Source organism: Ruegeria sp. HKCCD6604, from assembly GCF_013110635.1.
In the GTDB taxonomy this organism is placed as follows: domain Bacteria; phylum Pseudomonadota; class Alphaproteobacteria; order Rhodobacterales; family Rhodobacteraceae; genus Ruegeria.
In genome coordinates this window covers 106,701-131,529 of sequence record NZ_WVQW01000009.1, presented here as the reverse complement: position 1 = coordinate 131,529, position 24,829 = coordinate 106,701, and the positions used below count along the sequence as shown (strand labels likewise).

The following is a 24,829-nucleotide window of genomic DNA, read 5'->3' as shown; positions in this document are numbered from 1 at the left end:
CCTCCGTTTCCTAAACATAACGGTGGACCCGTTCAGTTGGGGAGGCTCAAACGCTTGCGCCGGTTAGTAGGAGATGACTCAACCTTAGAAACCGTCTCAACTGTTCATTCACTGGCTATGCGATTGGTCGGTGCTAGTTTTGGTGGAACTCAAACAGTCGAAGCCCCCGATTTCAAAGGTCTATTGCAGAAGGCCGCAGCCCTACTGCGAGGTGATGGCCTAAGCAAGCAAGAGGCCGAGGCGCTGCGTGACACACTGATACAGGGTTATCGCTGGATTTTGGTCGATGAATATCAGGACATTGGCCCCGACGAATATGCGCTGATCGCTGCTGTGGCGGGTAGAACCCTGGACGATCCCGATCTGCGACTCAGTCTTTTTGCAGTGGGTGATGACGATCAGAATATTTATACCTTCTCCGGTGCATCGATCCGCTACATCCGCCAGTTTGAACAGGACTACGCTGCAAAACCGGTTTTCTTAACCGAGAACTACCGCTCTACCGGTCATATCGTCGCCACCGCCAACGCCGTGATTGCAGGGGCCGCCGCGCGTATGAAGCTGGGTCACGACATCACCGTTAACGAAGACCGGAGAATGACTGACCCCGGTGGGCAACTGGCCAAATTGGACCGAGTCGTGCAGGGCCGCGTCCAATTCCTTGAATGTCCGGCCGGGGATGACGCCCAGGCCACGGCTGCGCTGGAAGAATTGATCCGTATATCCCGTCTTGACCCCGATTGGACGTTGTCACGCGCCGCGATTATATCACGCGATTGGCGCAAGTTGATACCAGTGCGCGACTTTGCCGAAAACCTCGGCATACCTGTCGAAATGGCCAACGAAAGCATGCCAAGCCTCTGGCGGATGCGCGAGATGCAGGCATTTGTCAAAGCCCTATGCGAGACCCCCACAGAGCTTTATTCGCTCGAACGATTGACCGAAGTGCTGAACACATTTCCTCCCTCGCTCTGGACCAACCGAATTGGCGAAGGACTAGGCCTTCTGGCACGCGAAGTCGGATCGCGAAGCTTGCCTGTCCCAGACATAGTCGAATGGTTCGCAGAATGGGCGCGAGATAGCTGGGACGAACAGCGAGGTCTAAAGCTACTTACGGCTCACCGTTCGAAGGGGTTGGAGTTTGACGATGTGGTCATCCTAGATGGTGGATGGGAGCGTCCCTCTAAAACAGAAGATCAGGACGCCCCCCGCCGATTGTTCTACGTCGCCATGACACGTGCTCGCCGCAGCTTGGCCGTGATGAGCAACGACAACCACGAATACCTACCAACAGAAACACCTTCGGTTCTGACCCGTCGCGTGGCACCCGACATGAAGGCGTTGCCCAGTCCCCGCCGTTTTTTCAAGCAGCTGAAGCGCGGATGGTTGATCTTTCCTATGCTGGACGCCTGCATCCAGGCCATTCTTCTCTGAGTGCTGTTAATGCGGCACGCGTCGGCGATGCAGTGTTATTGGTAAAGGACGGCGACCGCTGGTTGCTACACAACGAAAAAGGGCAAGTGCTGAGCCGCATGTCCAAATCCTTCGCACCACCGCCAAATACCCGGTTTGAGAGGGGGGAAATCGCCACCATCTTTAAATGGAGAAAAGAGGACTCAGGTGAAGCCTTCCACCATACGCTCCGCCGCGATGCATGGGAGGTGGTTTTGCCGGAACTCGTTTTCGTGCCCGTCAACTAGGACATCACTAACAAATTTCATGTTTCCAGAGGGATCCAGCGAGGCTTAGCACTTCAACCATTCCTCCCCGCCTTCCTACTACGCAATTCCATCAAGCTCTTCAAAGCTCGCATAGGCGCCGCAATAGCTGCACCCGGCGCAGGGTAATGCCGGGGTCGCTGTCATTGCTAACATCGCGCAGGAAGCGCAGCCAGGCGCGTTCGTTAGGTGTCAGATCGTCATTCTTATCACACATGTATCTTATCTCCCGAAAATCGCGTTGATCGCGGCCTGTGACCTGCTGGTCAGTCTGGGATCGGTGTTGCTGGAAGCCTTACGGATCGCCTGCAACCAACCAACTTCGTTTGCAGTGACGGGTTCACCGAACACCTCCACAACGGCCTCAGCTGCCGTCCGGCCGATCGCCTGCTCCAGGGCGAGCCGCATCACGAAGGCCGGATCTGCTTCCAGAGCGTGCGCCAGGGCCGGGACGCGATCCAAGGCCACCTTGGAGCGGCCCTGCTTGATCATCGTGATCATGTTCTGGTTCACATAACCGGCCTGCGCCGCGATCTCCGCCTAGCTCTTGGTCGGCTTCAGTTCGAGCACCCGGCGTTCGACATACATCGCCATCCGGGTGTCGAAGTGCGGTTTCTTTGTCATCGCTATCCTCTCAGATCTGACGCAGCAAGCGCTGCATGTCTTCGATATAGCGAAGGGGTGATTGGGGATTCCGAGGGAAATGATACGCCGTTTGTGTTTCCGTATTCTCGTTAATAGAAAGCGAGCTCAATACTTCCGCCTTGACGGTCACGACGTCGTAGTTTCAATTTCTCTCATAGGTTTAGTGTTTATTGGGGAAATATGTTGGCCTTCCGGTTCGTTCACACTGCAGATATTCATTTGGACTCACCGCTAAAGTCTCTAGCCATGCGCGACGAAGCACTGGCCGAAGTAGTTGGGAACGCGACCCGAACCACATTCAGGCGGATTGTCGAACTGTGCGTGTCTGAAGATGTCCAGGCGCTGCTGATTGCCGGCGACCTGTATGACGGCAGTCAAACATCAATGAAAACTGCTCGTTTCCTCGCTCTAGAGATGGAGCGCCTAGACGCAGCGGGCATTCCGGTTTTCATTATCCGCGGCAACCACGATGCGGCGTCCAAAATCACGCGTGAGCTAGTCTTGCCGGAAAACGTGACGGTGTTCCCGGGCAAAGCACAGGTCGTCGAGACTGACTGGAACGATCATTCAGTTGCTGTTCACGGTGTTTCATTTCGTGACCCCCATGCACCCGACACTCTGTTGAACCGTTTTGGGCCACCAGTGATGGGGGCTTTCAATATAGGAATGCTACACACGTCCCTCGGCGGAGCACAGGGGCATGATCCATATGCACCTTGCACGCTGGCCGAACTTCACGCGACCGGGTTCGATTATTGGGCGCTGGGGCACATCCACCGGCGGACCATTCACACCGGCACGACCACTGTAGTCATGCCCGGAATACCGCAGGGTCGCGACATCGGCGAGGCCGGGAACAAGTCGGTTTCGCTGGTTTCGGTGGCCGACGACGGTTTGATCGCGGTAGAGGAACGGCACCTCGCGATGGCGCAGTTCGAACGGCTCTCGGTGGAATGCCACCTATTGTCTGACTGGCCAGACCTAATTGAGGCGCTGAAGCATGCTCTGCACACAGCGCGGCGTGACCACGCTGGTGAGCACCTGATCGTCCGACCGGTGCTGACCGGAGAAACTCCATTGGCCTGGAGAGCGGGTCGTGACCTCGACCTGCTACACGCCGAGGCACAGAACGTCGCCGAGCAGATCGGCACGCTTTGGATCGACAAGATCGAGGTTGCGTTGTCCGCCATCAGCAATGCGTCCACTGGAGGCGCGGTGGAGGAACTGGCTCAGATCATCACGCAGCGAAGTCTTCCCCCGGATGATCCGACCGTTCTGGAAGACGTGGAACGACTGCTGAAGCATCTTCCACGCGAATTGCGAGGGCTTCTTGGTGATAGTGAGGAAGAGACTACCGCAACTATTGTCGATGCGATGCAGCAGGGTGCAATGGAGGTGCTTGCGCGCCTCGAAGAGACCGGTGGTTGAACAATGCGACTGAACCGGCTCGACCTCACGCGTTTTGGCAAGTTCACTGATCTGAGCCTGTCGCTTCCCGTCCCAACACCCGGAAGCCCGGACCTGCACGTGATCTACGGCGCAAACGAGGCTGGGAAATCCACCCTGCTTGAAGGCTGGCTGGACATGCTGTTCCAGATCCCCGTGCGAAGCAGCATGAACTTCATTCACCCCTACCCGTCGATGCAATTGGGGGCCGTGCTGGACATCGACGGGCAGACGCATGAACTGCTCCGGGTCAAGAAACGTGACAATTCTCTGCTCGACGCCAGCGGTAAACCGCTAGGTGAAGCGTTGCTGCATGGCGGTCTGCGAGGACTCGACCGCTCATCCTATGCAGCGATGTTCTCGCTCAATCGGCAGACCCTGGATGAAGGAGGCGAAAGCATCCTGGCCAGCAAAGGGGATCTCGGTGAGTTGCTATTTCAGGCGAGTGCCGGGATGACCGATCTGGCGGCGCAGTTGGACGAATTGCGTGCAGAGTCGGAGGGGTTCCTAAACAGGACCGGACGCAAGGGTGCGTTGCGCGATCTTTGTGCCGCCTACGACGGCTTGGGAAGGCAGATCAAGGAATTGGACACTGCTGCTTCCGAGTATGCTCGCCTATCGACCGAATGCGATCGGACCAAAGATGCCTGGCAAAAGGCGCGCGATGCGGCAGAAGCTGCACAGACCGATGTAATCGAAACCGACCGCCACATCGCCGCTCTGCCGCTTTTACCGCGGCTGGACCGCCTAGAGACGCAGATCGCTAGCTACGGTGCGCTACCAGAACCTCCAGAGGGATGGCTTGCTGAGCTTCCCGAACTTGACCGCAGGGAGACCGCCGTTGCCACCCAGCTTGAGGTCGCGAAAAAGACTGTGGCAAGGTTGGTAGCCGAATTAGAGGATCTCCCATCCGACGGGCCGGTTCTGAATGCGCGCGAGGACATCGAGGCGGCGGAACAGTTGAAATCGGCCCATGACACCGCCGTGGAGGACTTGCCCAAACGGCGCGGAGAGCAAGAAGCTAAGACCGGAGCAGTCAATGATTGCCTGTCTCGACTTGGGCAAGTTGGGGCGGATCCGACCACGCTGTTGCCCGAGGCAAGAACCCTGGGGCGCCTGCGCGCGCTGATCGAAAAATGTTCTGGTGTGGAAACCGCGTGCGATTCCGCGACTGGAGAATTGCAGCGCGCTAAAGATGACCTCGAGCGCGCTGAACGGCGTTTACGTGAGGCTGGAGGCAGCGTGTCAGATTTGGGTGGGCTGGCCGGTTTGGTGCAAAACCTTCGCCGCGACGATCCTGTCGGCGCACACGATCGTGTATGCACCGAGCTTGAAGAGACGGAAGCACGTTTGAATTCGGCCCTGTCTGCGCTTTCACCCTGGACGGTAAACAACGATGAATTGGCGAGTGTGACTCCGCCAGACGGCGCCACTCTTGAGCAACTGGACGCGGAAATCGCCGAGGCGGATAGGGCGGTCGACCGGGCGGATGATTGGATGGAGCAACTAGAACAGGCTGTGACCCAAGCTCTCGCTCGACGCGATGCAATCGGAACAACTGCCGTGGTTACTCTGGAAGAGGCAGCTCAAGTGCGAACACGTCGGGAATCCGAATGGTCCAACCACCGTGCGGATCTGACGGATGAAACGGCAGAGCGCTTTGAAGTTGCGATGCGTCTCGACGACCAAGTGGCTGCCACCCTTGCGGATCAGCGCGCCCATGCCGAAAAGACAGCCGAGGCCGAGCGTGCGTTGGTCGAAGCCCAACAACAAGTCGACGCTGCAAAAGTGAAATCGGCCGAGGCCAGAGAACGGCGCAAAAACCTGGCGAAACGGCTTGCCGGAATCGCTGCCAAGGTCTCCCCCGCTCTCCCTACCCACATCGACCTGCCAACTTTCCGCGCTTGGCTCGACAAGCTCGACATAGCACAGGATGCCCTGGTCAAGCACGATGACAAGGCGCGCGATCTTGCCCGGCTCGTGCAGGTCGTCGCCCAGGCGCGTTTGGATGTTTCGAACGCTTTTGCACAGGCGGGCCGCGAGATACCCAAAGACACGAGCCTGGCTCTAGCCCTTGAAACCGCTCAATCTCTCTTGGACCAGGTGTCTAAGGTTGAGGCTTTGAGCGAGGCCGAAGCCGAGGCCCGCCAGAACCTGACCAGACGTGAGCGCAACAAACTAGAGGCAGACGATGCGCGCGCCGAATGGCAGGTAAAGTGGGAAGCCGCCTGTGCCGACACTTGGATGGCCGACGCGCCGCCCGCTGTCGACGAGATGCGTGCGATCCTCGAAGAGCTCGAACGGCTGCGTGAACATCAGGGCCGCATCGGCGAACTGACCCACCGGATAACAACCATGCAATCCAACCGCGAAAGGTTTGAACAAGAGGTTTGCGATTTGGCGGTTCGCCTCGAAATGCCTACCGATCTGCCAGCGACTGATCTGTGGCGTGACATCACCCGGCGACAGCGCGCAGCGGAGAGCCGCGAAGATCAGCGAACCAACCTCACAGATCGTTTGACGACGGCCACACAAGCCCTCTCGGAGTTGGAAGAGGAAGCCGAGATTCATCGTAATCGGACCGTAGAATTTTCCCGTCACTTTGGGGTCGAAGATTGGGCCGAAGCGCGCGATGCGCTCACGCGAGCAGGGGAACTGTCGAAACTGCGTGAAACTCAGCGCGAACTGACCGAAGACCTCTGTGCAGGGATGCGATGCGATACAGTCGAAAAAGCACGTGCGCAACTGCGTGAACTAGATGCCGATGCTCTCGCCGCACGCGCCGACAGCCTGCGGACCGATTTGAAAACCCTGCGCACAGCACAGGAAGAAGCGCAAGACGACTTCCGCAAGGCGGAAGACGCCGTCGAAGCGGTCGGTGGCGATGACGCAGTTGCCCGTCTGGAAGAACAACGCCAGACATTGTTGCTTGAGATTGAGGTCGGCGCCCGGCGCCACCTACGGCAGCGTTTGGGGCTCTTAGCAGTCGACGCTGCTCTCAGGAGCTATCGTGACACTCACCGCAGCGGTATGCTCGAACGCGCATCAGAAGCTTTCCGGATCATGTCGCGGGACCGATATTCTGGCCTCGCCGCACAGCCGGATGGTTCCCGCGAAGTATTGGTGGCGCTGGCCGCTGGGGGTGGCTCGAAACAGGCTGACCAACTCTCAGACGGCACCCGGGCTCAGCTCTACCTTGCGCTACGCATTGCAGGCTACCACGAGTTTGCTCGCAACAACGGCCCAGTGCCGTTCATTGCCGATGACATCATGGAAAGCTTCGACGACGACCGCACCGCCGAGGCCTTCGGCCTGCTAGCTGAGATGAGCAAAAGCGGCCAGGTGATCTACCTGACTCATCACGCGCATCTTTGCGACATCGCGAAAAATTCATGCCCATCTGTGTTTATTCACGAATTACAGAGCTAAAAGCGTGGTGTTCAACATCTTTACTTTTTGTTGAACATACGCTATGTTCAACAAAATTAAAATCCGTTGAGCACAGTGGAAGCCAAGATGTTCACGCGCCATTCATCCATAGCACATGCCGCTTATCACGATCTCCTGCGTTCACTGCGGGACGATGCTGTTTCGGACATCCGAGGCACCCCCACACGAGTCGAACGCAACAACAGGACCTACTGGTATGACACCTACCGGGTCGGTTCCGATGTCAAAAAGCACTACTTGGGAGAGGATTGTGAGGAACTGCGCGGTAGGCTGGAACAGCACAAAACTTTGAAAGCCCGACAGGAAGACCGCCGCCGCAACCGGGCGCGCCTCGTGCGGCTCCTAAGAGCAGAAGGTTTTCTGGGTCTGGACGCTGCCACGGGCAGCCTGCTCTCTGCGATGGCAACGTCCGGCGTATTTCGTCTAGGCGGCACCATAGTGGGGACGCACGCCTTCCGCCTTTACGAAGGTGAATTGGGTGTGCGTTTCGACATGGAAATGACCGCTCACACGGATGACATCGACATCGCCAGCTTTTCCAGGTTGTCGCTGGTGCTGGAGGACACTGCATCACCATCGCTGGAAGATGTGTTCCGCGATTTCGACTTCATGGCGCAGCCCAGTCTCACGGCCGGACGCACCTGGCGTTGGAAACAGACACGAGGCGACACGCTGATAGAATTCCTCACTCCATCATTTGGTGAGGATGAGGATGTGCGCGAACTGCCCGCTTTGGGAGTGGATGCGCAAGGATTGCACCATCTGAACTACCTCATCGCGGAGCCAATCAACGCTGCTGTAACCTACCGGAGTGGCGTTTTGGTGCAAATCCCGCAGCCAGAACGCTATGCCATCCACAAGTTGATCGTCGCGGACCGTCGCCGTCCCGGTGAAAATGCCCTCAAAGCAGAAAAGGACAGACGACAGGCCGCATTTCTAGTCGAGGTGCTTGCTCAGGATCGGCCGGATGAATTGAATGACGCCTACGAAGATGCACTCTCTCGTGGCCCCAAGTGGCGTTCTAGGATTGAGGCCAGCCTGGACCGCATGCCGAAAACGCAGCGGCTGTTACAGGAACTGCAGGATTAACGCGCATGTAGACAGTGCTCTCAGGTTCAATGAACCTGCCGAACCTGAACTTGGCTGGTTTGATTGGCGACAACGCCTGGAAAACAGGGCTCCTTTGACTAAAAATCAATAACTTGGCCACCTGCACCGATCTTCGGGAGGCAGGGGTCGGAGGTTCGAATCCTCTCACTCCGACCAATAAAACAAGGCGCCCAAGGGCGCTTTTTTGCTTTCAGCGTATTTCACGCAACGATTTCCGCAACGTTTCGCGGGTTGTTTTTGCTCAGTTCATCCCAACCGGCAGAAATCTACCACAGCAGGGGACCCTGATATCTTCTAGCCCCTAGTAACCGCAGCTTTCTTGGGCGCAACCAGGCTTTAGGAACGGTACAAATTCTACAGGGTCTCGCGCAAGATCGCAGAAAAGGCAGTGGCGTTTTCCAGGGTCATGCCGCGCATGCCCAAGCTGAAAACAATATGCCGGAGGCGACGGACAGAAGAATTAGCACGTCGCGATCGAGGAAGAGACCCAGACAATCAAAAGCACCAACTTTGTAGTACATTCGATGTTCCAACCCTTTGCCGCCCGCGACAGTAACCTCATCACAAGGCTACAACAGGCTTTGGCGCGGCCACGGCGGAACGGATTGTCGACACACTGCGCAGCCAGGGCTCCGAAATTCGGCCGGTGGTGCCTCCTCAATGCGCTGTCACGAATGTGCAGCGTTCAAGTGTTCGATTCTAGTCGAATGCTTTTGAGGGATTTTTGCATGGCAACAATTAGCGCATCTCGCTCGGCCGCGAGTGTCTGCGGGGATCGACCGTTTGCTTCTTCGTTTATGCCCTGAACCAACGTTTCGATAACGTCGTCGTTCAAGTGTGGCTGACCCAACCCGTCCCACCATCCGTTAAACGTATCCCGGAAGTGTTCGCAAAAGGCGCGCAGACCGCCCTCTCCCGCGCCTAGATTGAACAACATCGTCGGCCCCATGGCCGCCCATCGCAGACCGGGGCCCGCCCACATGGCCTTGTCAATGTCTTCGACCGAAGCAACGCCCTCGACAGCCATATGGACCGCTTCGCGCCAGACGGCTGCCTGAAGGCGGTTCGCCACATGGCCAGGCAAGCCTTTCCTGATGCGGATCGTGACCTTGCCTATGTCGTGATAAAACGCTTCGGCTCGTTCGAGAACGCCATCACCTGTTTGCGCGTTTGCAGTGAGCTCCACCAACGGGATAAGATGTGGCGGGTTGAACGGGTGTCCGAGGATGAAAGGCGCAGGATCTTGCCAGCCAGCTTGCAAAGCCTCCAGCGTCATGCCTGATGTGGAACTGGAAACGATCGCATCCTCGCTCAGGGCTGGTTCGACTTCAGAATAGAGTGCGTGTTTGATCGCTTCTCTTTCTGGAACATTCTCCTGCACGAAGTCTGCACCATCGACCGCAGATGCTGCTGTTTCTGCAAACGCCAATGCGTTCGGAGTGGCTCTGTCGGTCAGGCCGAGTTCTTCAAGCGTGGGCCAAGCTGTTTCAATGAAAGCGCGGGTTTGCTCTTCAGAGTTTGGTGCCGGGTCGTAAACAGTAACTGATCGACCAGCCGCGAGAAACAGCGCAGCCCAGCTTGCACCAATAACGCCGGCACCAAGAATTGCAGTATGTGAGATATCCGACATCAGAACACTCCGGGGTTGAGTGGCGACGCGGCCGTCATGCCGCCGTCGACGGTAAAGAACTGACCCGTTGCGAAGCTTGCCTCGTCAGAGGCGAGCCAGACAGCCATGGATGCAATGTCATCCGGCTCGCCAAACCGACGAACGGGATGACGGGCCAGTGCGTCTTGCCTTGCCGCGACAGGATCCTTTGCAAGTTCGAACGCGGCCTCAAGCATGCCGGTATTGATCCATCCCGGACAAATCGCATTGCACCGCAGGCTTGGGCCATGATCCACGGCGATAGATCGCGTGAGCCCATGCACGAAAGCTTTGGACGCATTGTAGAGAGCCATCGAAGGGTCCGCGACCTTGCCAGAGATTGAGCCGATATTGATGATGCTCCCGCCGGATTTCATAGTCGGAATAAAGGCACGGCAGCAGTTGAACACCCCTCGACAGTTGGCGCCGATCACTAGATCCCAATCCGCGTCGGTGCTTTCCGTCACTGACTTTTCCACCTGGACCCCGGCATTGTTGACGAGAATGTCCAACACACCCACAGCCTCGGCTACCATTTGGACGTTCACCGGATCACTGACGTCCAGATCGTGCCATTCACAGGGCAGGCCGTCAGGGGCTCCACCCCGCCCGCAGGTCACCACCTCGGCGCCTTCCTTCAGGAAAGCACCGACGATGGCGCGTCCAATTCCCTGGCGCCCGCCAGAAACAAACGCTTTTTTTCCCGCAAGCCGCATCAGTGCGCCACCATCACATGACGGATCGACGTATAGGCGTCGAGCGCATAGACGCTCATATCACAGCCCGTGCCGGAGCCTTTCATCGCGGCCCAAGGCATTTCAGGTGTGCCGACACCATGCGTATTGACCCATGTGAACCCGTAGCGCAGGCGAGATGTAATCGACATCGCCCGTCCCACGTCGGTCGTCCAGACCGAAGATGCCAGTCCGTATCGACCTGCATTCGCCACCTTTACGGCATGATCCGCGTCCGAGAAACGGGAAAGCGTCAAAACGGGCCCAAAGACCTCATCCGTTGCGATCTCTGCTGAATTATCGACGTTTGCTAACACCGTCGGTTGATAGAAGAACCCGTTTCCATCTCCGCTTGCGCCACCTGTGACGATCTCGCATCCAGGACGTGCGCGGTCGACAAAGGCGGAAACGCGGTCGCGCTGAGCTGCGGAAACCATCGGACCCATTTCGGTGCCTTCAGCCTTGGGTGCGCCAACTTTTATTTCTTTTACTTGCGCTTCGACCATGGCCGCGAATTTTTCATACACACTGTCCTGGACCAGGATCCGGCACGGTTGCGCACAATCCTGCCCGGCATTGAAAAAGCTCCCATAGCGGATCGTTTCAGCCACAGCGTCCAGGTCGGCATCATCAAAAACAATGACGGGGGCCTTGCCACCCAGTTCCAGATGCACATGGCGGATTAGCTCGCTGGCGGCGCGCATGGCGGCCATGCCGGTGGCCGGAGACCCCGTGACGGTGATCGCTTCCATTTGAGGGCTGTTGATCAATTGATCCCCAATCGTGGGACCACGCCCGTGAATCACATTCAGCACCCCTTTGGGCAAGACATCCTGCAAAAGTTCAGCAAGCCGCAGCGTGGACAAAGGTGTGATCTCGGAAGGCTTCAGAACAACTGTACAGCCGGCTGCAAGAGGGGCTGCAAGTTTCCAGGCGGCCATCATCAACGGATAATTCCAAGGGGCAATCGCCGCCACAGGGCCAACCGGGTCGCGGCGGATCATGCTTGTGTGGCCTACGACATACTCGCCCGCGGCCGATCCCGTCATGGTCCGGGCCGCCCCTGCAAAGAAGCGGAATGTGTCGATGGTAAGAGGGAACTCATCATCGCGTGCCGATGGCCAGGGTTTGCCGACATCAAGGCTTTCAAGCTCCGCCAACTCATCCTGATTGGCTTCGATAATATCGGCGATTTGCATCAGCAGCACGGCCCGTTCGGCCGGCGGGACATGTCGGAAGGTTTCGAACGCCTCTTCAGATGACCTTACTGCGGCCTCTACCTGGTCCGAACTTGCCTCTGCGACCTGACCAATCTTCTCTCCAGTCGCGGGATTCAAAATGGCCAGGGCCTCACCCTCCCCTTCCACCATCTCCCCATTGATAAGCAATTTGCCTTGCATGCCCGTTCCCTTCTATCAGAAATTCACCCGGTCCGCGCCCTTGAGCGCGAGCCGCTCTCTGGCTTCGGCAGGTGTTGCAACCTCAAGCCCGAGGTTTTCCACGATGTCTCGAATTTTCCGGACCTGCTGGGCATTGGATGTGGCCAGTTCGCCCTTGCCGATGAACAGGCTGTCTTCGAGCCCCACACGAAGGTTGCCCCCCAACAGGGCCGCCTGAGTCGCAACTGGCATCTGATGGCGCCCCGCAGCCAGCACCGACCATTCGTAATTCTCCGGCCCGAACAGCCGGTCGGCTATGGTGTGCATATGCATCAGGTTGTCGAGATCAGCGCCCACACCGCCGAGGATTCCGAACACCATCTGAATAAAAAACGGTGGCTTGATCAGACCCTGATCAACGAACCATTTTACATTGTAGAGATGGCCAAGATCGTAGCACTCGAATTCGAACCGTGTGCCATGTTCACCCCCAAGCTTTTCGATGGCGTAGCGAATTGTCCTGAACGTGTTGGGAAAGATGAAATCCTCGGTCATTTCGAGGAAAGGGCGTTCCCAATCATGCTGAAACTCGGTGTATTTCTGAAGCATCGGGAAGATTCCGAAATTCAGCGACCCCACATTGAGGGATGCCATTTCGGGGCTTGTCGTCGTGGCCGCCAACATGCGTTCGTCCATGGACATGCCAAGCCCACCGCCGGTTGAAACGTTGATCACGGCATCTGTGGATTGTTTGATGACAGGCATAAATTGCTGGAACAATTCTGGCCTGGGATCGGGTTTGCCGGTCTCGGGATGGCGGGCATGCAAATGGATAATGGAGGCACCGGCCTCGGCGGCTTCTATACTGGCCGTTGCGATTTCGGTTGGCGTAATGGGCAGATGAGGGCTCATTGTCGGGGTGTGGATGCCCCCGGTCGGTGCGCATGTGATGATTACGGATTTTGGCATTCCGGGGCCTCCTGCGAAACAACACGGCGCAAATGGTAACGCACCTCTTTGGGTCGGTAGATCAGGTGAACCTCGGGGGTTTCACCAAGCGCATAGCGTGGCCGTAAAGCACCCTCGTCGGCGACCTTCCTGGGGTTGACGGCGCATTTCATAGCCGCATCTGCTGGACTTGAGCGCTAAGGCCTCCATCCAGCACCCAAAGCTGTCCGCTTGCATATCGGGCCTCATCGCTGGCGAGCCAGTTCACGAGGTTTGCGATATCGTCTGGCGTTCCATAAGTGCGCATCGGGTGCACATCGCGCACAGCTTGCTGAAGCTGGTCAATCGTCTTGCCGCCGCCACCCGAGCCGTCGCCGGTGAAAAAGCTTTGCAGCATCGGTGTGTCGATGTAGCCAGGGCAAATCGCGTTGACCCGGATGCCTTCGGGCCCGTGATCGCAGGCCATCGCGCGGGTCAGGGCATGAACCGCACCTTTCGTTGCACAATATGCCGCCAGTCCCGGATCTGCGATGAAACCGTCATATGATCCGAAGTTAATGACAGATGCAGAACTGCCGCTCTTTGCCGCCTTGCGCATCAAAGGTAGCGCATATTTGGACGTCAGGAATGTGCCTGTCACGTTCACCGCAAACGAGCGGTTCCATTCTTCAAGGCTTGTATCCTCAATTGTTTTTTCGATCTCGATGCCCGCAGCGTTCACGAGAATATCGAGTTTGCCGTGCTCAGTCTTTATCCTCTCCATAGCTGCAATGGCCTCGGGTTCTGAGGTGACATCAAGTCGGAGAAAATGGCTATCGGCCCCTGCTGGGTTGGACACGGATCCGCTTTCACTGAGATCGGCTGCGTAGACAACGGCCCCTTCTCGGGTCAGCCGATCCACGATCGCACGGCCGATGCCGCCCCGTCCGCCCGTCACAAGGGCCACCTTGCCGTCTTGAATATCCATCAGTTTGTTTCCCCCATCGGTGGAAAGCGGTAGCGCGCGGCTGCCGCAGTCCAATCCATGTGATTGCGAACATATTCCTGACTGGCGTCGCGCGGCGGGTTGTAATCCCATGGCTCGCTTGCCCCGGCCTCCATCGCGGCATGAAGCGCGCGCCTCGATTTCTGGGTGCGCATAACATCAGCCCGGAGCCTTTCGCTGTCCCATCTCTCAGCGACTTCGCATGCAAAGGCAGCGGCTGCATCACTGTAGGCCGGGTCATCCGCCAAGTTGACACGCTCATCCGGGTCCCGAGACAGGTCATAGAGCTGCGGTGGATCCACATCGCAGTGAATATACTTCAGTGTCCCGCGCCGGATCATGAAGACAGGCCAAGGTGTCATCTCTGCGCAGTATTCGCCGATGGCAATGTCCTCTGGTGCATCCTCCCCACGCGTCAAGGGCATCAGGGACCGACCGTCAACTGGCTCGCCCAGCATGTCGGGTGTCCCTCCGGCAACCTCCAGGAAGGTCGGAAGCAGGTCGACGAGAGAGCACGCGTGAGGCGCCGTGCCTTCGGCCACATCCGGGCCTGCGAAGATTAAGGGCACACGGGCAGAGTGTTCGAAGAACGTCATCTTGTACCAAAGACCCCGTTCACCCAGCATGTCTCCATGATCCGCGGTCACAATGATCAATGTGTTGTCAATCTGACCCGTATTTTCCAGCGCCTTGACGATTGCGCCGACTTTACTGTCGAAATAGCTCACATTTGCCAGATAGGCGCGACGTGCGCGGCGGATTTCTTCATCCGAAAGCGGCACAGTGGAGGCTTCGATCCCATCCATCACACGGCGTGAGAACGGGTCGTGCTCTTCCAGAGAGAGGCCTTGCGGCAAGTCGATTTCATAATCGGCGTAGAGATCCCAGAATTCTGGCTTCGCCACATATGGATCGTGAGGATGGATGAAACTCGCCACCAAGCAGAACGGAGAGACGTCGCCGGCTGCGTGATCCCGTCCGCGCTCGATCAGCCACCGGCGCGCTGCGAACTCGACCTCGTCATCGTAATCCGTTTGGAATGTCGCGATTGCCACACCGCTTTCCTTGACGGTCTGCATGTTGTGGTACCACTTGTCGATCCGCTCATCATGGGCTTCCCAGTCCGGCGTCCAAGCGAAATCGGCGGGATAGATATCGGTCGTAATCCGATCTTGAAACCCATGCATCTGGTCAGGTCCGACGAAGTGCATCTTGCCTGACAGGCACGTGCGATATCCCAGAGCCTTGAGGTAGTGTGCAAAGGTAGGCACGCTTGCACGGAATTCCGACGCGTTGTCATAAGCCGCAATTCGGCTGACATATTGCCCGGACATGAAAGCAAATCGCGACGGCGCACAGAGCGGCGAGTTGCAATAAGCGGCGTCAAATCGCATCCCGCGTGCCGCGAGTTTGTCCATGTGCGGGGTTTTGGCGCCCTTGTGCCCATAAGCACCAATGAAATGTGGTGCCAACTGATCGGCCATCACCACAACAATATTCGGCTGCGTCATGGAGCGGCCATTGCGTAAGCATCAAGTACCAGACCGTGGAAGTGATGAACGGCATGTTCGGATTTGCCGGATCCTGAAGGGTCCGACACGATTCGACCTTGCGTAAAGGCAGGCGTTTTCATTCCTCGCTGTACACTTTCGACCAGATTGATGTCTTCAACCTGAAGCACTTCATCCAGATAGCGCATCGCGTCGATTTCCATCGGATCAGGCTCGGGCGTCTCAAGAAAAAAGTCATAGGTCTCCAACGTGCGATCTGGTCCGACCGGAATGACATTTAACACGATCATGCTGGACCGGCCCGGGTATCGCATCAGACAAGTTGTGGGCCACAGCCACCAGACCGCATGGGTCTTTACAGTCGCGTTGGAGACGTCGTAGGCGGAATTGGCGTTCTGCCCCGCTTCTGCCATGTGGCTGGAATAAATACCGTAGGTCGTGACTTTGTACGTGTCCATATCCACAAGATCACAAAAGTCCTTGTGGGCGGTCGGGCAGTGGTAGCATTCAAGGAAATTGTCGACGACATTCTTCCAGTTCGACTTGATATCGTATGTCAGTCGTTTCCCAAAGGTGAGTTGTTCGATATCAGGGGCCCAGTGGCGGATTTCGGTCTCCAGATTTCCGGATTGATCCGACAGCGAGGCAGCTTGCGTGTCGAGGTTGACGAAAACGAAACCGGCAAATTCTTCCACTTGAACAGCATCCAGGCAGATATCGCGTGGCGTGAAGGCCTCCAGGTGGTCTGTTTCAGGTGCGCGGACAAGTTGACCGTCAAGCTTGTAGACCCAAGCATGGTAGGGACACATGATACGGGTCGTCTCGCCTTCGCCACTCAACAGCTCATGGGCGCGGTGTTTGCAGACGTTGTAGAAGGCGCGCAAGACCCCTTCCCTATCCCTGACGACAGCGATTGGGTGCCCCGCGATATGTGTGGCGACGTATGACCCCGGCGTACGCAGCTTTTCGACGTGACAAACCCATTGCCAAGACTTGGCAAGGATCTCCGTACGGTCGACCTCAAACCAGTTTGCGTCAATGTAAGCCTCTTTGCGCAACGAAAGCGCACGATTTGGATCTGGGTCGAAGCCAGACTTTATTGCTTCGAACGCGTTTTGATCTGGAAACTGCGTCATGGCTGTCCTCACGACTGGAATCAGGAACTCACTGCACCAGCATTTCGCGGATCAAACCACAAGACTTACCATGAATCGCCGACTACTTAACTTTTTTCGCCTTAGGCTTTGGTGCGCGGTGCATTGGCCATGCTCGGAACTCGAATGGAATGCGTCCCTGCACACGATCCTTGCTCGGCGGGAGACCGAAGCGGTCCTTGTAGGCCCGACTAAAGTGGACCTGGCTTGAAAATCCGCTCGCAAAGGCAATCTCCGACATGGTCAGGGCAGTTTGGGTCACAAGGCCGCGGGCCCGGTCGAGGCGGATATCGCGGTAGTAAAGTGCTGGCGTTTTTCGCACGCATTGCGCAAAGAGCCGATCAAGTTGCCTATGTGATAACCCGACATGCTTGCAAACATCCGCAATTGAGATTGGTGTTTCAAGGTTTGCCTCCATGACTCGAATTGCGGCACGCACATTTGTTGGAACAGAGTTGCCCAAAGGCTCGGTATTCTCGGGGTACTGCAATGCCCCGTGGGCGCGTATCGGGGGGGCAAACACATAGCGTGCAGCGGCATTTGCAAGAGCGCTACCATGAGACTGCTGGATCAGATGCAGGGCAAGATCGAGCGAAGCCGCGCCCCCACTGCAAGTCACACGACGGCGATCAATAACCCAAAGCGCTTCACTGATGCCCGTCTTGGGGAACAATTCTTGAAACGCATCTATATGTTCGTAATGGACTGTTGCCGTATAGTTTTCCAGCAACCCGGCATGGGCCAGAATAAAGGCACCTGTATCTAGCCCGCCCAAGATTGCCTGACGTTTCGCGGCATTTCTGAGGTTCGCGCGCAATGCTGCAGAAACATGGCGCTCCGGCTCCCAACTTGACGAGACGAAAAGCATGTCCGCTTTGTTCATTCCCGCCTCCGAGAACCTGGCAGTGTTGACTTCAACGCCATTGCTGGCCGTCACCATTCCGCCCGCCTCGGACACAAGTTGCCATCGGAACAGTGTTGTTCCCTCGAGATAGTTGGCGGCACGAAATGGATCGATAAATGACATCGTGGCCGCCAGGTTGAAAAATGGTGTTACAGCGATTCTCAGTTCTGTTGTTCTGTCCGGCCCGCCGCCCTGGACCATGTCGCCAACTCCCTTCTGTTCTTTCTCAACCGTAGACAGTGCGGCCAGACAAGTAAAATCGACGACCAACTCAAGGCTGATTCAGCCGCGAAACGCAACGTGTATTGCAGCGACTCAAGCTTATCTTTCGCCTCGAACTGCGACGAAGGATCTTCCATTTTCGGCTGTCTGACTTCAGCACCCACCTGGTAGATTTGGGTATCTGTGTAACGGAGGAGTTCGAGTTCATTGAACCTATTGGCAAGCCAAGATGAACAAGAAATCTGGAACCTAGAAAGACGCAGACTAAAAGCTAGTCAGGAACATCAAACGCAAGACCCGCAAACATTACTGGGCCGAATAGAATGTCGGTATTGTCCCGGCCGGTCTGCGCGCTGAGGATAGCATTGCGGCGCTGTGTCTCCGCGAGGGCATAACCGAAAGCTTTTATATTCTGGTCGAAGGAGTTCCCGGAAGCCGGGAGAGCCCGTCTTGCGGGCGACACCGCTCGGCAGGTGACTGCCCCTGAGGCCTCGGACTGAGATCACGTCATGGTCGCACACGAGCCAAGGCTGCTCAGCGAAAACGGCTCGACATACGCCGCGGGTGATCTGGTGGACTGTCTCGGATCACGTGCACGGTGCGCCGCACCACACACAAACCCCACTCAAACCCCACTCCAGTTCGAGCGTTGGTACCAAACTAAGAAGAACTGGGTTCTCTTGGAAATTTACTTCCTACCCGGAGGTTTTGAGCGACAGATCGGCACCTTTGTCGATCACAACAACAACTACTGTTACCCCGAGAGCCCGGCCAACTTGACACCCGCCGACGTCTATCATGGCCGAGACGACAAAATCCTGAACATAAGAGTGGAGATCAAGAAGCAAACAATCAGAAACCGTAGGTTTCAGAACAAAGCCGCTGCCACTTTTACTTAAACGTAAACCGAACCAGAGCCTGCGTTACAAAGAGACCAACGCCAAAAAAACTCTGAAAACGGGCGATCGAGATCCATTTCGCATTTTTTGTGCCAAAGAACAGCGCACAGCTCACTTTCAATCGGTGACCTGCCCCGCGCCGATTATTGTTCCGAGAACAAATTGTGTCGCGGGATCAATTTCGCCCCTCACGATAAGCGCTTGAAATTGGTGATTCAGGGCGGTCTCGCCCCAGTTCCGCATGGCAACTGCGATCCGCGGCGCTAGATTACGGTCCTTTTCGAGTTCACTCGCGAAAATGCCAATAATCTGAGCGCGAAGTTCAGGCAAAACCGTGCCGCCTTCGGTCAAAGCCCGGATCAGGGATTGCTTTTCGGGCGGTTGCCAGCCGGGGCGCTGCAGTGCTCGCTCAATCGCAGTAACTGCAAGGGCGCCGTCGATTTCGATACCTGCGAGAGCCCATTCATAAAGGTTTTGACCATTGCTTTTCAAAACCTGTTCAAATCGCGAACGCACAACAGAGGCTGCCTGTTCATCAGATTGCAAGCCAAGCAGACGCACCGCGACGGGTATGTAACTGATCCTGTTCAGACTACGAAATTCTTGCAGGAGCTGCTCAGTAGGCACCGTGTTCCGCAGTGGATGAACAAATTCATATGGGGCACGGTAGATTTCAACCATAGCGATGTTTCTCAGCACATGATCTTCGTGGCTTAGATAGCCCGCAAAGAACATAACACGCTCCGAGCCGTCATTGTCGCCGTACGCCCACGATCCTCCAACAGCTATTAAATCCTCAACAAAGCGAGATCTGTCTGTCGTCATCATGAATAAGCGCTTCCAGCTTCGTGAAATGCTACGCCCTGCACCATCCTTGTCGGTTGCGCCATAGGTGAAGAGAACCGTCTTTTCTGGATTGGACCGGAAAGCTGCGCGGGTCTTGCTTTCGATCAGAAACGGTATTTCCGGCAGCGTTGAGATTTTCTGTTCTGTCCCTCTCAGAATGTGAACCGGAGAAAACCGGAACGGGTTGTCCGGTGTGGGACCGGCCAGAACGATAATGTCCGCGGAAATAATGTGATCAGCCGACGAAGCCTCAGGCAAAGTCACGCAGACTGAGCAAGCTTGCAAAGGTCTTGAGGTCACCAAGAAGATGGCCAGAATACAAAGCAGTGAGAGAAGTTTCGTTACTAAGCGCATAAGATACTGATGTTATTTAGTTTATGTGTTCCTTTTTACCTGTCGGCACTTGAGTTGGCACAATAATCTGTAACTCAACTTAGTTTAGAATGCGAATCTTCGACAGTGACTAAGCTCAGAACCCCGTGACGCGCTCGACCCGACAGAAAAGCAAAAACCAGACATTCCCGAACCGCCGCGTTCTGCATAAACACAGCGCGCTGCAGATTGAAGTTACAGCGAGCTTGACCCTCTTAAACCAATCAAGCGATCGTGGTCCTAGTCATACGATGAAAGACATTGCCAGCAACAGTCTAAGGCGTCTTTTAGCGATCGCAAAACGCACCCGGGACTCCGGCCCCGATCAGTCGGCCAAGTAAACCGTTTCACCGGTTTCAATTGCCTGTTGTGCCGCTTGCCCCATCCTGACAGCCCAGAGGCCGTCCTTCAAACTCACATCCGGTTTCGCCTTTTCGCCACGAAGCACGGACAGGAACCCTTTGTGCTGATAGTAGGTCGATCCATTGTGATCCCCAGCCGCCAAAAGGGTGGCGTCCACCGGAACGTCCATTGATACCGGACCTTTGGGATTGCGCGGGCTCAGGATCACCTGGGGCAATGGCGGGGCTCCCAAGTGATCGGGCCAGAATCGTCCGGGCCCGGGAACAAACGCCTCGATCTTGGCGTCCGGTCCGACGGCCGATATTTCTTCTTGATAGCGTGCGCCTCCGGCAAACATGCAAAGTTCCAACATCGCGCGCGCACCCGAAGCAAAGTCGACCAGAACATAGCCGTGATCCAGAATATCCGGGATTTGACCGTCGTAACTTTCGTCCAGATGGTTCACCGCCTGCCCGCCGCTTGCCGTGATGCGCACCGGATCGGATTGCAATACCAGACGCATCAGGTCGAAGAAGTGGCAGCATTTCTCGACAAAAGTGCCACCAGTATTTCGGTTGAACCGGTTCCAGTGGCCGACCTTGTCGAGGAAGGGAAAACGATGCTCGCGGATCGACAGCATTTTCACCCCACCTGTCGCCTCGGCCTTGTCGATCAAAGCAGCGATAGGGGGCATGTACCGGTATTCCATCGCAACCCAAATCGGGCAGGGGTAGTCGCGCTGCAACTGCTCGAGTCGGGGCACGTCTTGCGGGTTGGTGAATAATGGCTTTTCAACCAAAAGCGGTAGAGGACGTGTTTCAGCGATTTCGCAGATCTGGTCCACATGAAGATGGTTCGGGCTGACAATGACGACGCAGTCCAGTTCCTCTACCGCCAGAAGCTCTTGCACGGAACCTACCATGGTTGCAGTTGGCGCAATTGCCTTGGCGGCTTTTGCCATCTCTTGATCGGGTTCAAAGATCGCAGACACACTGGTACCTTCCAGCAATCCGATATTGTGCAGGTGCTCTTGCCCCATCATTCCGCATCCAATCAGCCCGTAATTGATGGTCCGGGTCATGTGCGATTCCTTTTACTTCAGACGTTGGACGTAGTTGGCCCGATCCGGGTCGAACCATGTTTTTGAGAATTCAACGGGTTCGGCGCTTTCCGACCAGCTGAACCGCTCGATATAACCGACTGCTTGGCCTGCTGGCTTGGTGAAGTCAGAAGGCGTCCAGTCCGGTAGGGGCCGGACCGAAACCCTGTCTTCGGCTCTTGCGATCCAAAAGCCCAACTGGCGCTGATAATAGCGATAGAGCGAGTCGGAAAGCAGGCTCTGGTCGATCAGGCCCGCTGATTCGTCCAGCCAGATTTCTTCGACGGCGATGATTGTATCATTCAGGTAGCGCATCCGCCGGACACGCGAACAGGCGTCAGAAGCACCGAATTTCGGCAGATCGACCGGCTTTTTCAGATGGTCAACCGACAGGATATCCGCACGAGGCAGGCCACCCCCTTCCGGCAGTTCCAGCCTGAACATTGCATAGACGCTGTTTTGCGTACCGGTCTCGCGTATGTAGTTGCCCGAGCCCTGGATACGCTCCAACATCCCCTTTTTTTCCAGCTCTGAGAGCGATTTTCGCAGCGTTCCAACCGAGACATTCAGCTCTGCGGCCATCTCGCGCTCGGGCGGCAATCGTTCACCGTCAATAAGACGACCAGCCGCGATGTCACGGATCAGAAGTTCCGCGATCTGAATATATACCGGCAGGGCATTGGGGTTTCGGTTGGATGCAGGCACAGCAGACGCTTCACTCGGTCGCAGGAAAAATTGATACACTATTGATCTACATCAAGGCGATTGCTACGCAAGAGGAAAGTCAAAGATGTACGGAGCGTGAATCAAATGAGCATCGTCCCCATCACATCCCCCGATCTGGATGCGGCCGAAGTTTCGTGGTTCGCTGCGCTGTGTTCCGATGATTACCAGTTCCTTGGCGTTCCCGACGGTGCCCTGCGGTCGAGTTGGGAGCATTGCTCGAACATTGTGAAAGAGGCCGAAGCGCAGGGTTTTCGCAACATCCTCTGCCCGTCCTCCTATCAGGTCGGTCAAGACACGCTGAGCTTTGTCGCCGGCTGCGCTCCGATCACCGAGCGGATCAACCTGCTGGCCGCCGTGCGCTGTGGCGAGATGCAACCGATCATGCTGGCCCGCACCATCGCAACGCTGGATCACATGCTGAAGGGGCGGTTGACGGTCAACATCATCTCATCCGACTTTCCCGGTGAGAAGGCCGACAGCGCGTTCCGCTATCAGCGCTCGCGCGAAGTGGTGGAGATTCTGAAACAAGCCTGGACGCAGGATGAGATCAATCATGCAGGCGAGGTCTATAACTTCTCGGGCCTGACCACCGACCCGGCCAAGCCATATCAGACCGGCGGGCCGCTGCTTTATTTCGGCGGCTATTCTCCCTCTGCTTTGGATCTGTGCGGCGAGCATTGTGACGTCTACCTGATGTGGCCTGAAACCAAGGATCAACTGGCCGAACGGATGAAGGCCGTTCACGCCGTCGCTGAAAACTACGACCGCACGCTGGATTACGGGTTGCGTGTCCATATGATCGTTCGCGATACCGAGGCTGAGGCACAGGAATACGCGGATTACATCGTCTCGAAGCTGGACGACGAATACGGTCGCGCCATCCGCGAACGGGCGCTGGATTCGACCTCTCTGGGGGTGGCGCATCAGGCCAGGAACCGCGATCTGGCGGATGAATACGGCTATGTCGAACCCGGTCTCTGGACCGGTGTTGGCCGCGCGCGTTCGGGCTGTGGGGCGGCGCTGGTCGGATCGACCGATCAGGTTATGTCGAAGATCGAGGAATACCAGAAGATGGGCATCCGCGCTTTCATCTTCTCGGGCTACCCGCATCTGGACGAAGCCCGCCATTTCGGCGCCCGCGTGTTGCCGAATTTGAAAACCTGTTCCCTTCCCGAAGCTTACGGAAGGGTTCCCAAATCGACCCCGGCCACACCGCTGGGCAAAGGAGAACGCCGCTGATGCAACGTGTGAAACTATCTGACTCGCTGGAGATGAGCCGCCTTGTCTATGGCATGTGGCGGTTGGGCGATGACAGTGACACGTCCGCGGGCCATGTCGAGGCCAAGATTCAGACCTGTCTGGATCAGGGTATCACCACCTTCGATCAGGCCGACATCTATGGCGGCTACAAGGCCGAGGCCGTGCTGGGTGCCGCCCTGCGCGCCAATCCAAACCTGCGTCAGAAGATGGAGATCGTCACCAAATGCGACATCGTCGCGCCGGTTGGCCGTTACGCGGATGCGAAGGTAAAATACTACGACACCTCGCGCGCCCACATTCTGAAATCGGTCGAGACGTCGCTGTCGGAAATGGCGATTGACCACATCGATCTGCTGTTGATCCACCGCCCGGACCCCATGATGGACCACCATGAAACCGGAGCCGCCCTGGATGAGGTCGTCGCCAGTGGAAAGGTCGGTGCGGTGGGTGTGTCAAACTTCCGCCCGTGGGATTGGTCGTTGCTGCAATCGGCGATGAAAACGCAGTTGGTCACCAACCAGATCGAAATTTCTCTGGGTGAGATCAGCCCCTTCACCAACGGGGACCTGGCGTTTCACCAACAGCATGGCCATCCGGTGATGGCATGGTCGCCGCTGGGTGGAGGCCTGTTGATGGCCGGAAACCCACCGGTTGGGGTCGTCGCCGACGAAATCGCAGCCAGGTTCGGCGTGGATCGCGCGGCCGTCGCAGTGGCGTTCCTGCTGGCCCACCCGGCCAACATCCTGCCGGTTCTGGGCACCAACAATCTGGACCGGATCAAACGCGCCTCGGACGCATTGAAAGTCAAACTGGATCGCGAAAGCTGGTTCCGCCTGTACGAGGCGGCACTGGGGCATGAGGTACCATGATGAACGCAATCTCAAAGGACATGACCCGCACCTTCATTCCGCATAAGGACGACACACGCACCCTGCGCGACGCCTTCGGCCGCTTTGCAACCGGCGTCACGATCGTGACTTGCGACAGCGCGGACGGGCCGGTCTGCATCACCGCGAATAGCTTTTCGTCCCTATCGCTCGACCCACCGCTGATCATGTGGGCCGGAGACCGCAACTCGCGCCGCTTCCCCTATTTCCACAAGGCGCGCCATTTCAGCGTCCACGTGCTGTCCGCGGAACAGGCCGAGCTGTGTTTCGGCTGCTCGAAAGACGCCTTTGCACTGCGGGACATCCGCCACGAGCGCTGTGAGAACGGGACACCGGTGTTGGCGGACTGCCTGGCGCGATTCGAATGCGAACAGCACGCGTATCACGATGCAGGCGATCACGTTATTGTAGTTGGAAAAGTTCTTCGGGCCAGCATGTCGGATGGCGACGCGCTGACCTTTTATGCCGGGAAACTCGGCCAATTCGCGAAAGCCTAAGCGCGATTTGATGACCACGGGGGACACCCGCGGCTGAACAAGGGAGG

At 56.8% G+C, this 24,829-nt stretch carries 21 protein-coding genes and 1 pseudogene; 9 read left to right on the top strand and 13 right to left on the bottom strand.

What is annotated here, in order from left to right:
* Positions 1-1,434: UvrD-helicase domain-containing protein (locus GS614_RS18480; protein WP_253285440.1), on the top strand; the 1,434-nt coding region annotated here is incomplete at its 5' end.
* Positions 1,383-1,700, top strand: a complete 318-nt coding sequence (locus tag GS614_RS22255; protein WP_253285439.1) for a hypothetical protein — start codon at positions 1,383-1,385, stop codon at positions 1,698-1,700. The genes GS614_RS18480 and GS614_RS22255, both read left to right, overlap by 52 nt.
* 100 nt (positions 1,701-1,800) lie before the next feature.
* Here GS614_RS22255 and GS614_RS22380 read toward each other — a convergent pair whose 3' ends face one another.
* The gene (locus GS614_RS22380) at positions 1,801-1,935 is read right to left on the bottom strand and encodes a hypothetical protein (protein ID WP_256368890.1); all 135 of its coding nucleotides are present in this window, start codon (positions 1,933-1,935) and stop codon (positions 1,801-1,803) included.
* 5 nt (positions 1,936-1,940) lie between these two features.
* On the bottom strand, positions 1,941-2,219 hold the full coding sequence (locus GS614_RS18475) for a hypothetical protein (RefSeq protein ID WP_371809416.1): 279 nt from the start codon (positions 2,217-2,219) through the stop codon (positions 1,941-1,943).
* 324 nt (positions 2,220-2,543) lie between these two features.
* Between GS614_RS18475 and GS614_RS18470 the strand changes: the two genes are divergently transcribed.
* The 3 genes from GS614_RS18470 to GS614_RS18460 all read left to right on the top strand — a co-directional run bounded on the left by GS614_RS18470 (position 2,544) and on the right by GS614_RS18460 (position 8,348).
* The gene (locus GS614_RS18470) at positions 2,544-3,791 is read left to right on the top strand and encodes a DNA repair exonuclease (protein ID WP_171727025.1); all 1,248 of its coding nucleotides are present in this window, start codon (positions 2,544-2,546) and stop codon (positions 3,789-3,791) included.
* A 3-nt stretch (positions 3,792-3,794) separates the two neighbouring features.
* Positions 3,795-7,238, top strand: a complete 3,444-nt coding sequence (locus GS614_RS18465) for an AAA family ATPase (RefSeq protein ID WP_171727024.1) — start codon at positions 3,795-3,797, stop codon at positions 7,236-7,238.
* 87 nt (positions 7,239-7,325) lie between these two features.
* On the top strand, positions 7,326-8,348 hold the full coding sequence (locus GS614_RS18460; RefSeq protein WP_171727029.1) for a GSU2403 family nucleotidyltransferase fold protein: 1,023 nt from the start codon (positions 7,326-7,328) through the stop codon (positions 8,346-8,348).
* 706 nt (positions 8,349-9,054) lie between these two features.
* Here the strand turns inward: GS614_RS18460 and GS614_RS18455 are convergent.
* The 8 genes from GS614_RS18455 to GS614_RS18420 all read right to left on the bottom strand — a co-directional run bounded on the left by GS614_RS18455 (position 9,055) and on the right by GS614_RS18420 (position 17,902).
* Positions 9,055-9,999, bottom strand: a complete 945-nt coding sequence (locus GS614_RS18455; RefSeq protein WP_152460179.1) for a 3-hydroxyacyl-CoA dehydrogenase NAD-binding domain-containing protein — start codon at positions 9,997-9,999, stop codon at positions 9,055-9,057.
* Positions 9,999-10,733 (bottom strand): SDR family NAD(P)-dependent oxidoreductase, encoded by a 735-nt coding sequence (locus tag GS614_RS18450; RefSeq protein WP_171727023.1) that lies wholly within the window; start codon positions 10,731-10,733, stop codon positions 9,999-10,001. Before GS614_RS18450 ends, GS614_RS18455 begins: the two co-directional genes overlap by 1 nt.
* Complete coding sequence (locus GS614_RS18445) at positions 10,733-12,151, bottom strand: aminobutyraldehyde dehydrogenase (RefSeq protein WP_171727022.1); 1,419 nt, start codon at positions 12,149-12,151, stop codon at positions 10,733-10,735. The genes GS614_RS18450 and GS614_RS18445 overlap by 1 nt, the downstream gene beginning before the upstream one ends.
* Positions 12,152-12,166: 15 nt before the next feature.
* On the bottom strand, positions 12,167-13,099 hold the full coding sequence (locus GS614_RS18440; protein WP_171727021.1) for a 3-keto-5-aminohexanoate cleavage protein: 933 nt from the start codon (positions 13,097-13,099) through the stop codon (positions 12,167-12,169).
* A gap of 148 nt (positions 13,100-13,247) precedes the next feature.
* Positions 13,248-14,045: an SDR family NAD(P)-dependent oxidoreductase gene (locus GS614_RS18435; RefSeq protein ID WP_152460175.1), complete on the bottom strand. Its 798-nt coding sequence runs from the start codon at positions 14,043-14,045 to the stop codon at positions 13,248-13,250.
* The gene (gene betC, locus GS614_RS18430) at positions 14,045-15,574 is read right to left on the bottom strand and encodes a choline-sulfatase (RefSeq protein WP_171727020.1); all 1,530 of its coding nucleotides are present in this window, start codon (positions 15,572-15,574) and stop codon (positions 14,045-14,047) included. Before betC ends, GS614_RS18435 begins: the two co-directional genes overlap by 1 nt.
* A complete protein-coding gene (locus tag GS614_RS18425; RefSeq protein ID WP_171727019.1) occupies positions 15,571-16,710 on the bottom strand; it encodes an SRPBCC family protein in 1,140 nt (379 codons plus the stop codon). Before GS614_RS18425 ends, betC begins: the two co-directional genes overlap by 4 nt.
* Before the next feature lie 82 nt (positions 16,711-16,792).
* Entirely contained in the window at positions 16,793-17,902 is a 1,110-nt protein-coding gene (locus GS614_RS18420) for a GlxA family transcriptional regulator (RefSeq protein ID WP_253285436.1), read from the bottom strand.
* Between the two features lie 235 nt (positions 17,903-18,137).
* On the opposite strand from GS614_RS18420, the pseudogene GS614_RS22490 reads away from it, so the two are divergent.
* Positions 18,138-18,753, top strand: a pseudogene (locus GS614_RS22490) (hypothetical protein).
* A 117-nt stretch (positions 18,754-18,870) separates the two neighbouring features.
* Here the strand turns inward: GS614_RS22490 and GS614_RS18415 are convergent.
* The 3 genes from GS614_RS18415 to GS614_RS18405 form a co-directional block, all read right to left on the bottom strand.
* The gene (locus tag GS614_RS18415) at positions 18,871-19,953 is read right to left on the bottom strand and encodes a hypothetical protein (RefSeq protein WP_216601204.1); all 1,083 of its coding nucleotides are present in this window, start codon (positions 19,951-19,953) and stop codon (positions 18,871-18,873) included.
* Between the two features lie 343 nt (positions 19,954-20,296).
* The gene (locus tag GS614_RS18410; RefSeq protein WP_171727016.1) at positions 20,297-21,394 is read right to left on the bottom strand and encodes a Gfo/Idh/MocA family protein; all 1,098 of its coding nucleotides are present in this window, start codon (positions 21,392-21,394) and stop codon (positions 20,297-20,299) included.
* Positions 21,395-21,406: 12 nt separating this feature from the next.
* A complete protein-coding gene (locus GS614_RS18405; RefSeq protein ID WP_171727015.1) occupies positions 21,407-22,117 on the bottom strand; it encodes a UTRA domain-containing protein in 711 nt (236 codons plus the stop codon).
* Between the two features lie 105 nt (positions 22,118-22,222).
* On the opposite strand from GS614_RS18405, the gene GS614_RS18400 reads away from it, so the two are divergent.
* The 3 genes from GS614_RS18400 to GS614_RS18390 are packed head-to-tail and all read left to right on the top strand — an operon-like array spanning position 22,223 to position 24,782.
* Entirely contained in the window at positions 22,223-23,377 is a 1,155-nt protein-coding gene (locus tag GS614_RS18400; RefSeq protein WP_171727014.1) for an LLM class flavin-dependent oxidoreductase, read from the top strand.
* Complete coding sequence (locus GS614_RS18395) at positions 23,377-24,267, top strand: aldo/keto reductase family oxidoreductase (protein WP_171727013.1); 891 nt, start codon at positions 23,377-23,379, stop codon at positions 24,265-24,267. Before GS614_RS18400 ends, GS614_RS18395 begins: the two co-directional genes overlap by 1 nt.
* On the top strand, positions 24,264-24,782 hold the full coding sequence (locus GS614_RS18390) for a flavin reductase family protein (protein WP_171727012.1): 519 nt from the start codon (positions 24,264-24,266) through the stop codon (positions 24,780-24,782). Before GS614_RS18395 ends, GS614_RS18390 begins: the two co-directional genes overlap by 4 nt.
* The last annotated feature ends 47 nt before the right edge of the window (positions 24,783-24,829 follow it).

Excerpts from the sequence above, each read along its gene's own strand:
- GS614_RS18475 (WP_371809416.1), bottom strand. The coding sequence starts at position 2,219 with ATGATCACGATGATCAAGCAGGGCCGCTCCAAGGTGGCCTTGGATCGC.
- GS614_RS18440 (WP_171727021.1), bottom strand. The coding sequence starts at position 13,099 with ATGCCAAAATCCGTAATCATCACATGCGCACCGACCGGGGGCATCCAC.
- GS614_RS18460 (WP_171727029.1), top strand. The coding sequence starts at position 7,326 with ATGTTCACGCGCCATTCATCCATAGCACATGCCGCTTATCACGATCTC.
- GS614_RS18450 (WP_171727023.1), bottom strand. The coding sequence starts at position 10,733 with ATGCGGCTTGCGGGAAAAAAAGCGTTTGTTTCTGGCGGGCGCCAGGGA.
- GS614_RS18465 (WP_171727024.1), top strand. The coding sequence starts at position 3,795 with ATGCGACTGAACCGGCTCGACCTCACGCGTTTTGGCAAGTTCACTGAT.
- betC (WP_171727020.1), bottom strand. The coding sequence starts at position 15,574 with ATGACGCAGCCGAATATTGTTGTGGTGATGGCCGATCAGTTGGCACCA.
- GS614_RS18400 (WP_171727014.1), top strand. The coding sequence starts at position 22,223 with ATGAGCATCGTCCCCATCACATCCCCCGATCTGGATGCGGCCGAAGTT.
- GS614_RS22255 (WP_253285439.1), top strand. The coding sequence starts at position 1,383 with ATGGTTGATCTTTCCTATGCTGGACGCCTGCATCCAGGCCATTCTTCT.
- GS614_RS18425 (WP_171727019.1), bottom strand. The coding sequence starts at position 16,710 with ATGACGCAGTTTCCAGATCAAAACGCGTTCGAAGCAATAAAGTCTGGC.
- GS614_RS18390 (WP_171727012.1), top strand. The coding sequence starts at position 24,264 with ATGATGAACGCAATCTCAAAGGACATGACCCGCACCTTCATTCCGCAT.
- GS614_RS18395 (WP_171727013.1), top strand. The coding sequence starts at position 23,377 with ATGCAACGTGTGAAACTATCTGACTCGCTGGAGATGAGCCGCCTTGTC.
- GS614_RS18445 (WP_171727022.1), bottom strand. The coding sequence starts at position 12,151 with ATGCAAGGCAAATTGCTTATCAATGGGGAGATGGTGGAAGGGGAGGGT.
- GS614_RS18455 (WP_152460179.1), bottom strand. The coding sequence starts at position 9,999 with ATGTCGGATATCTCACATACTGCAATTCTTGGTGCCGGCGTTATTGGT.
- GS614_RS18435 (WP_152460175.1), bottom strand. The coding sequence starts at position 14,045 with ATGGATATTCAAGACGGCAAGGTGGCCCTTGTGACGGGCGGACGGGGC.
- GS614_RS18410 (WP_171727016.1), bottom strand. The coding sequence starts at position 21,394 with ATGACCCGGACCATCAATTACGGGCTGATTGGATGCGGAATGATGGGG.
- GS614_RS22380 (WP_256368890.1), bottom strand. The coding sequence starts at position 1,935 with ATGTGTGATAAGAATGACGATCTGACACCTAACGAACGCGCCTGGCTG.
- GS614_RS18415 (WP_216601204.1), bottom strand. The coding sequence starts at position 19,953 with ATGCGCTTAGTAACGAAACTTCTCTCACTGCTTTGTATTCTGGCCATC.
- GS614_RS18470 (WP_171727025.1), top strand. The coding sequence starts at position 2,544 with ATGTTGGCCTTCCGGTTCGTTCACACTGCAGATATTCATTTGGACTCA.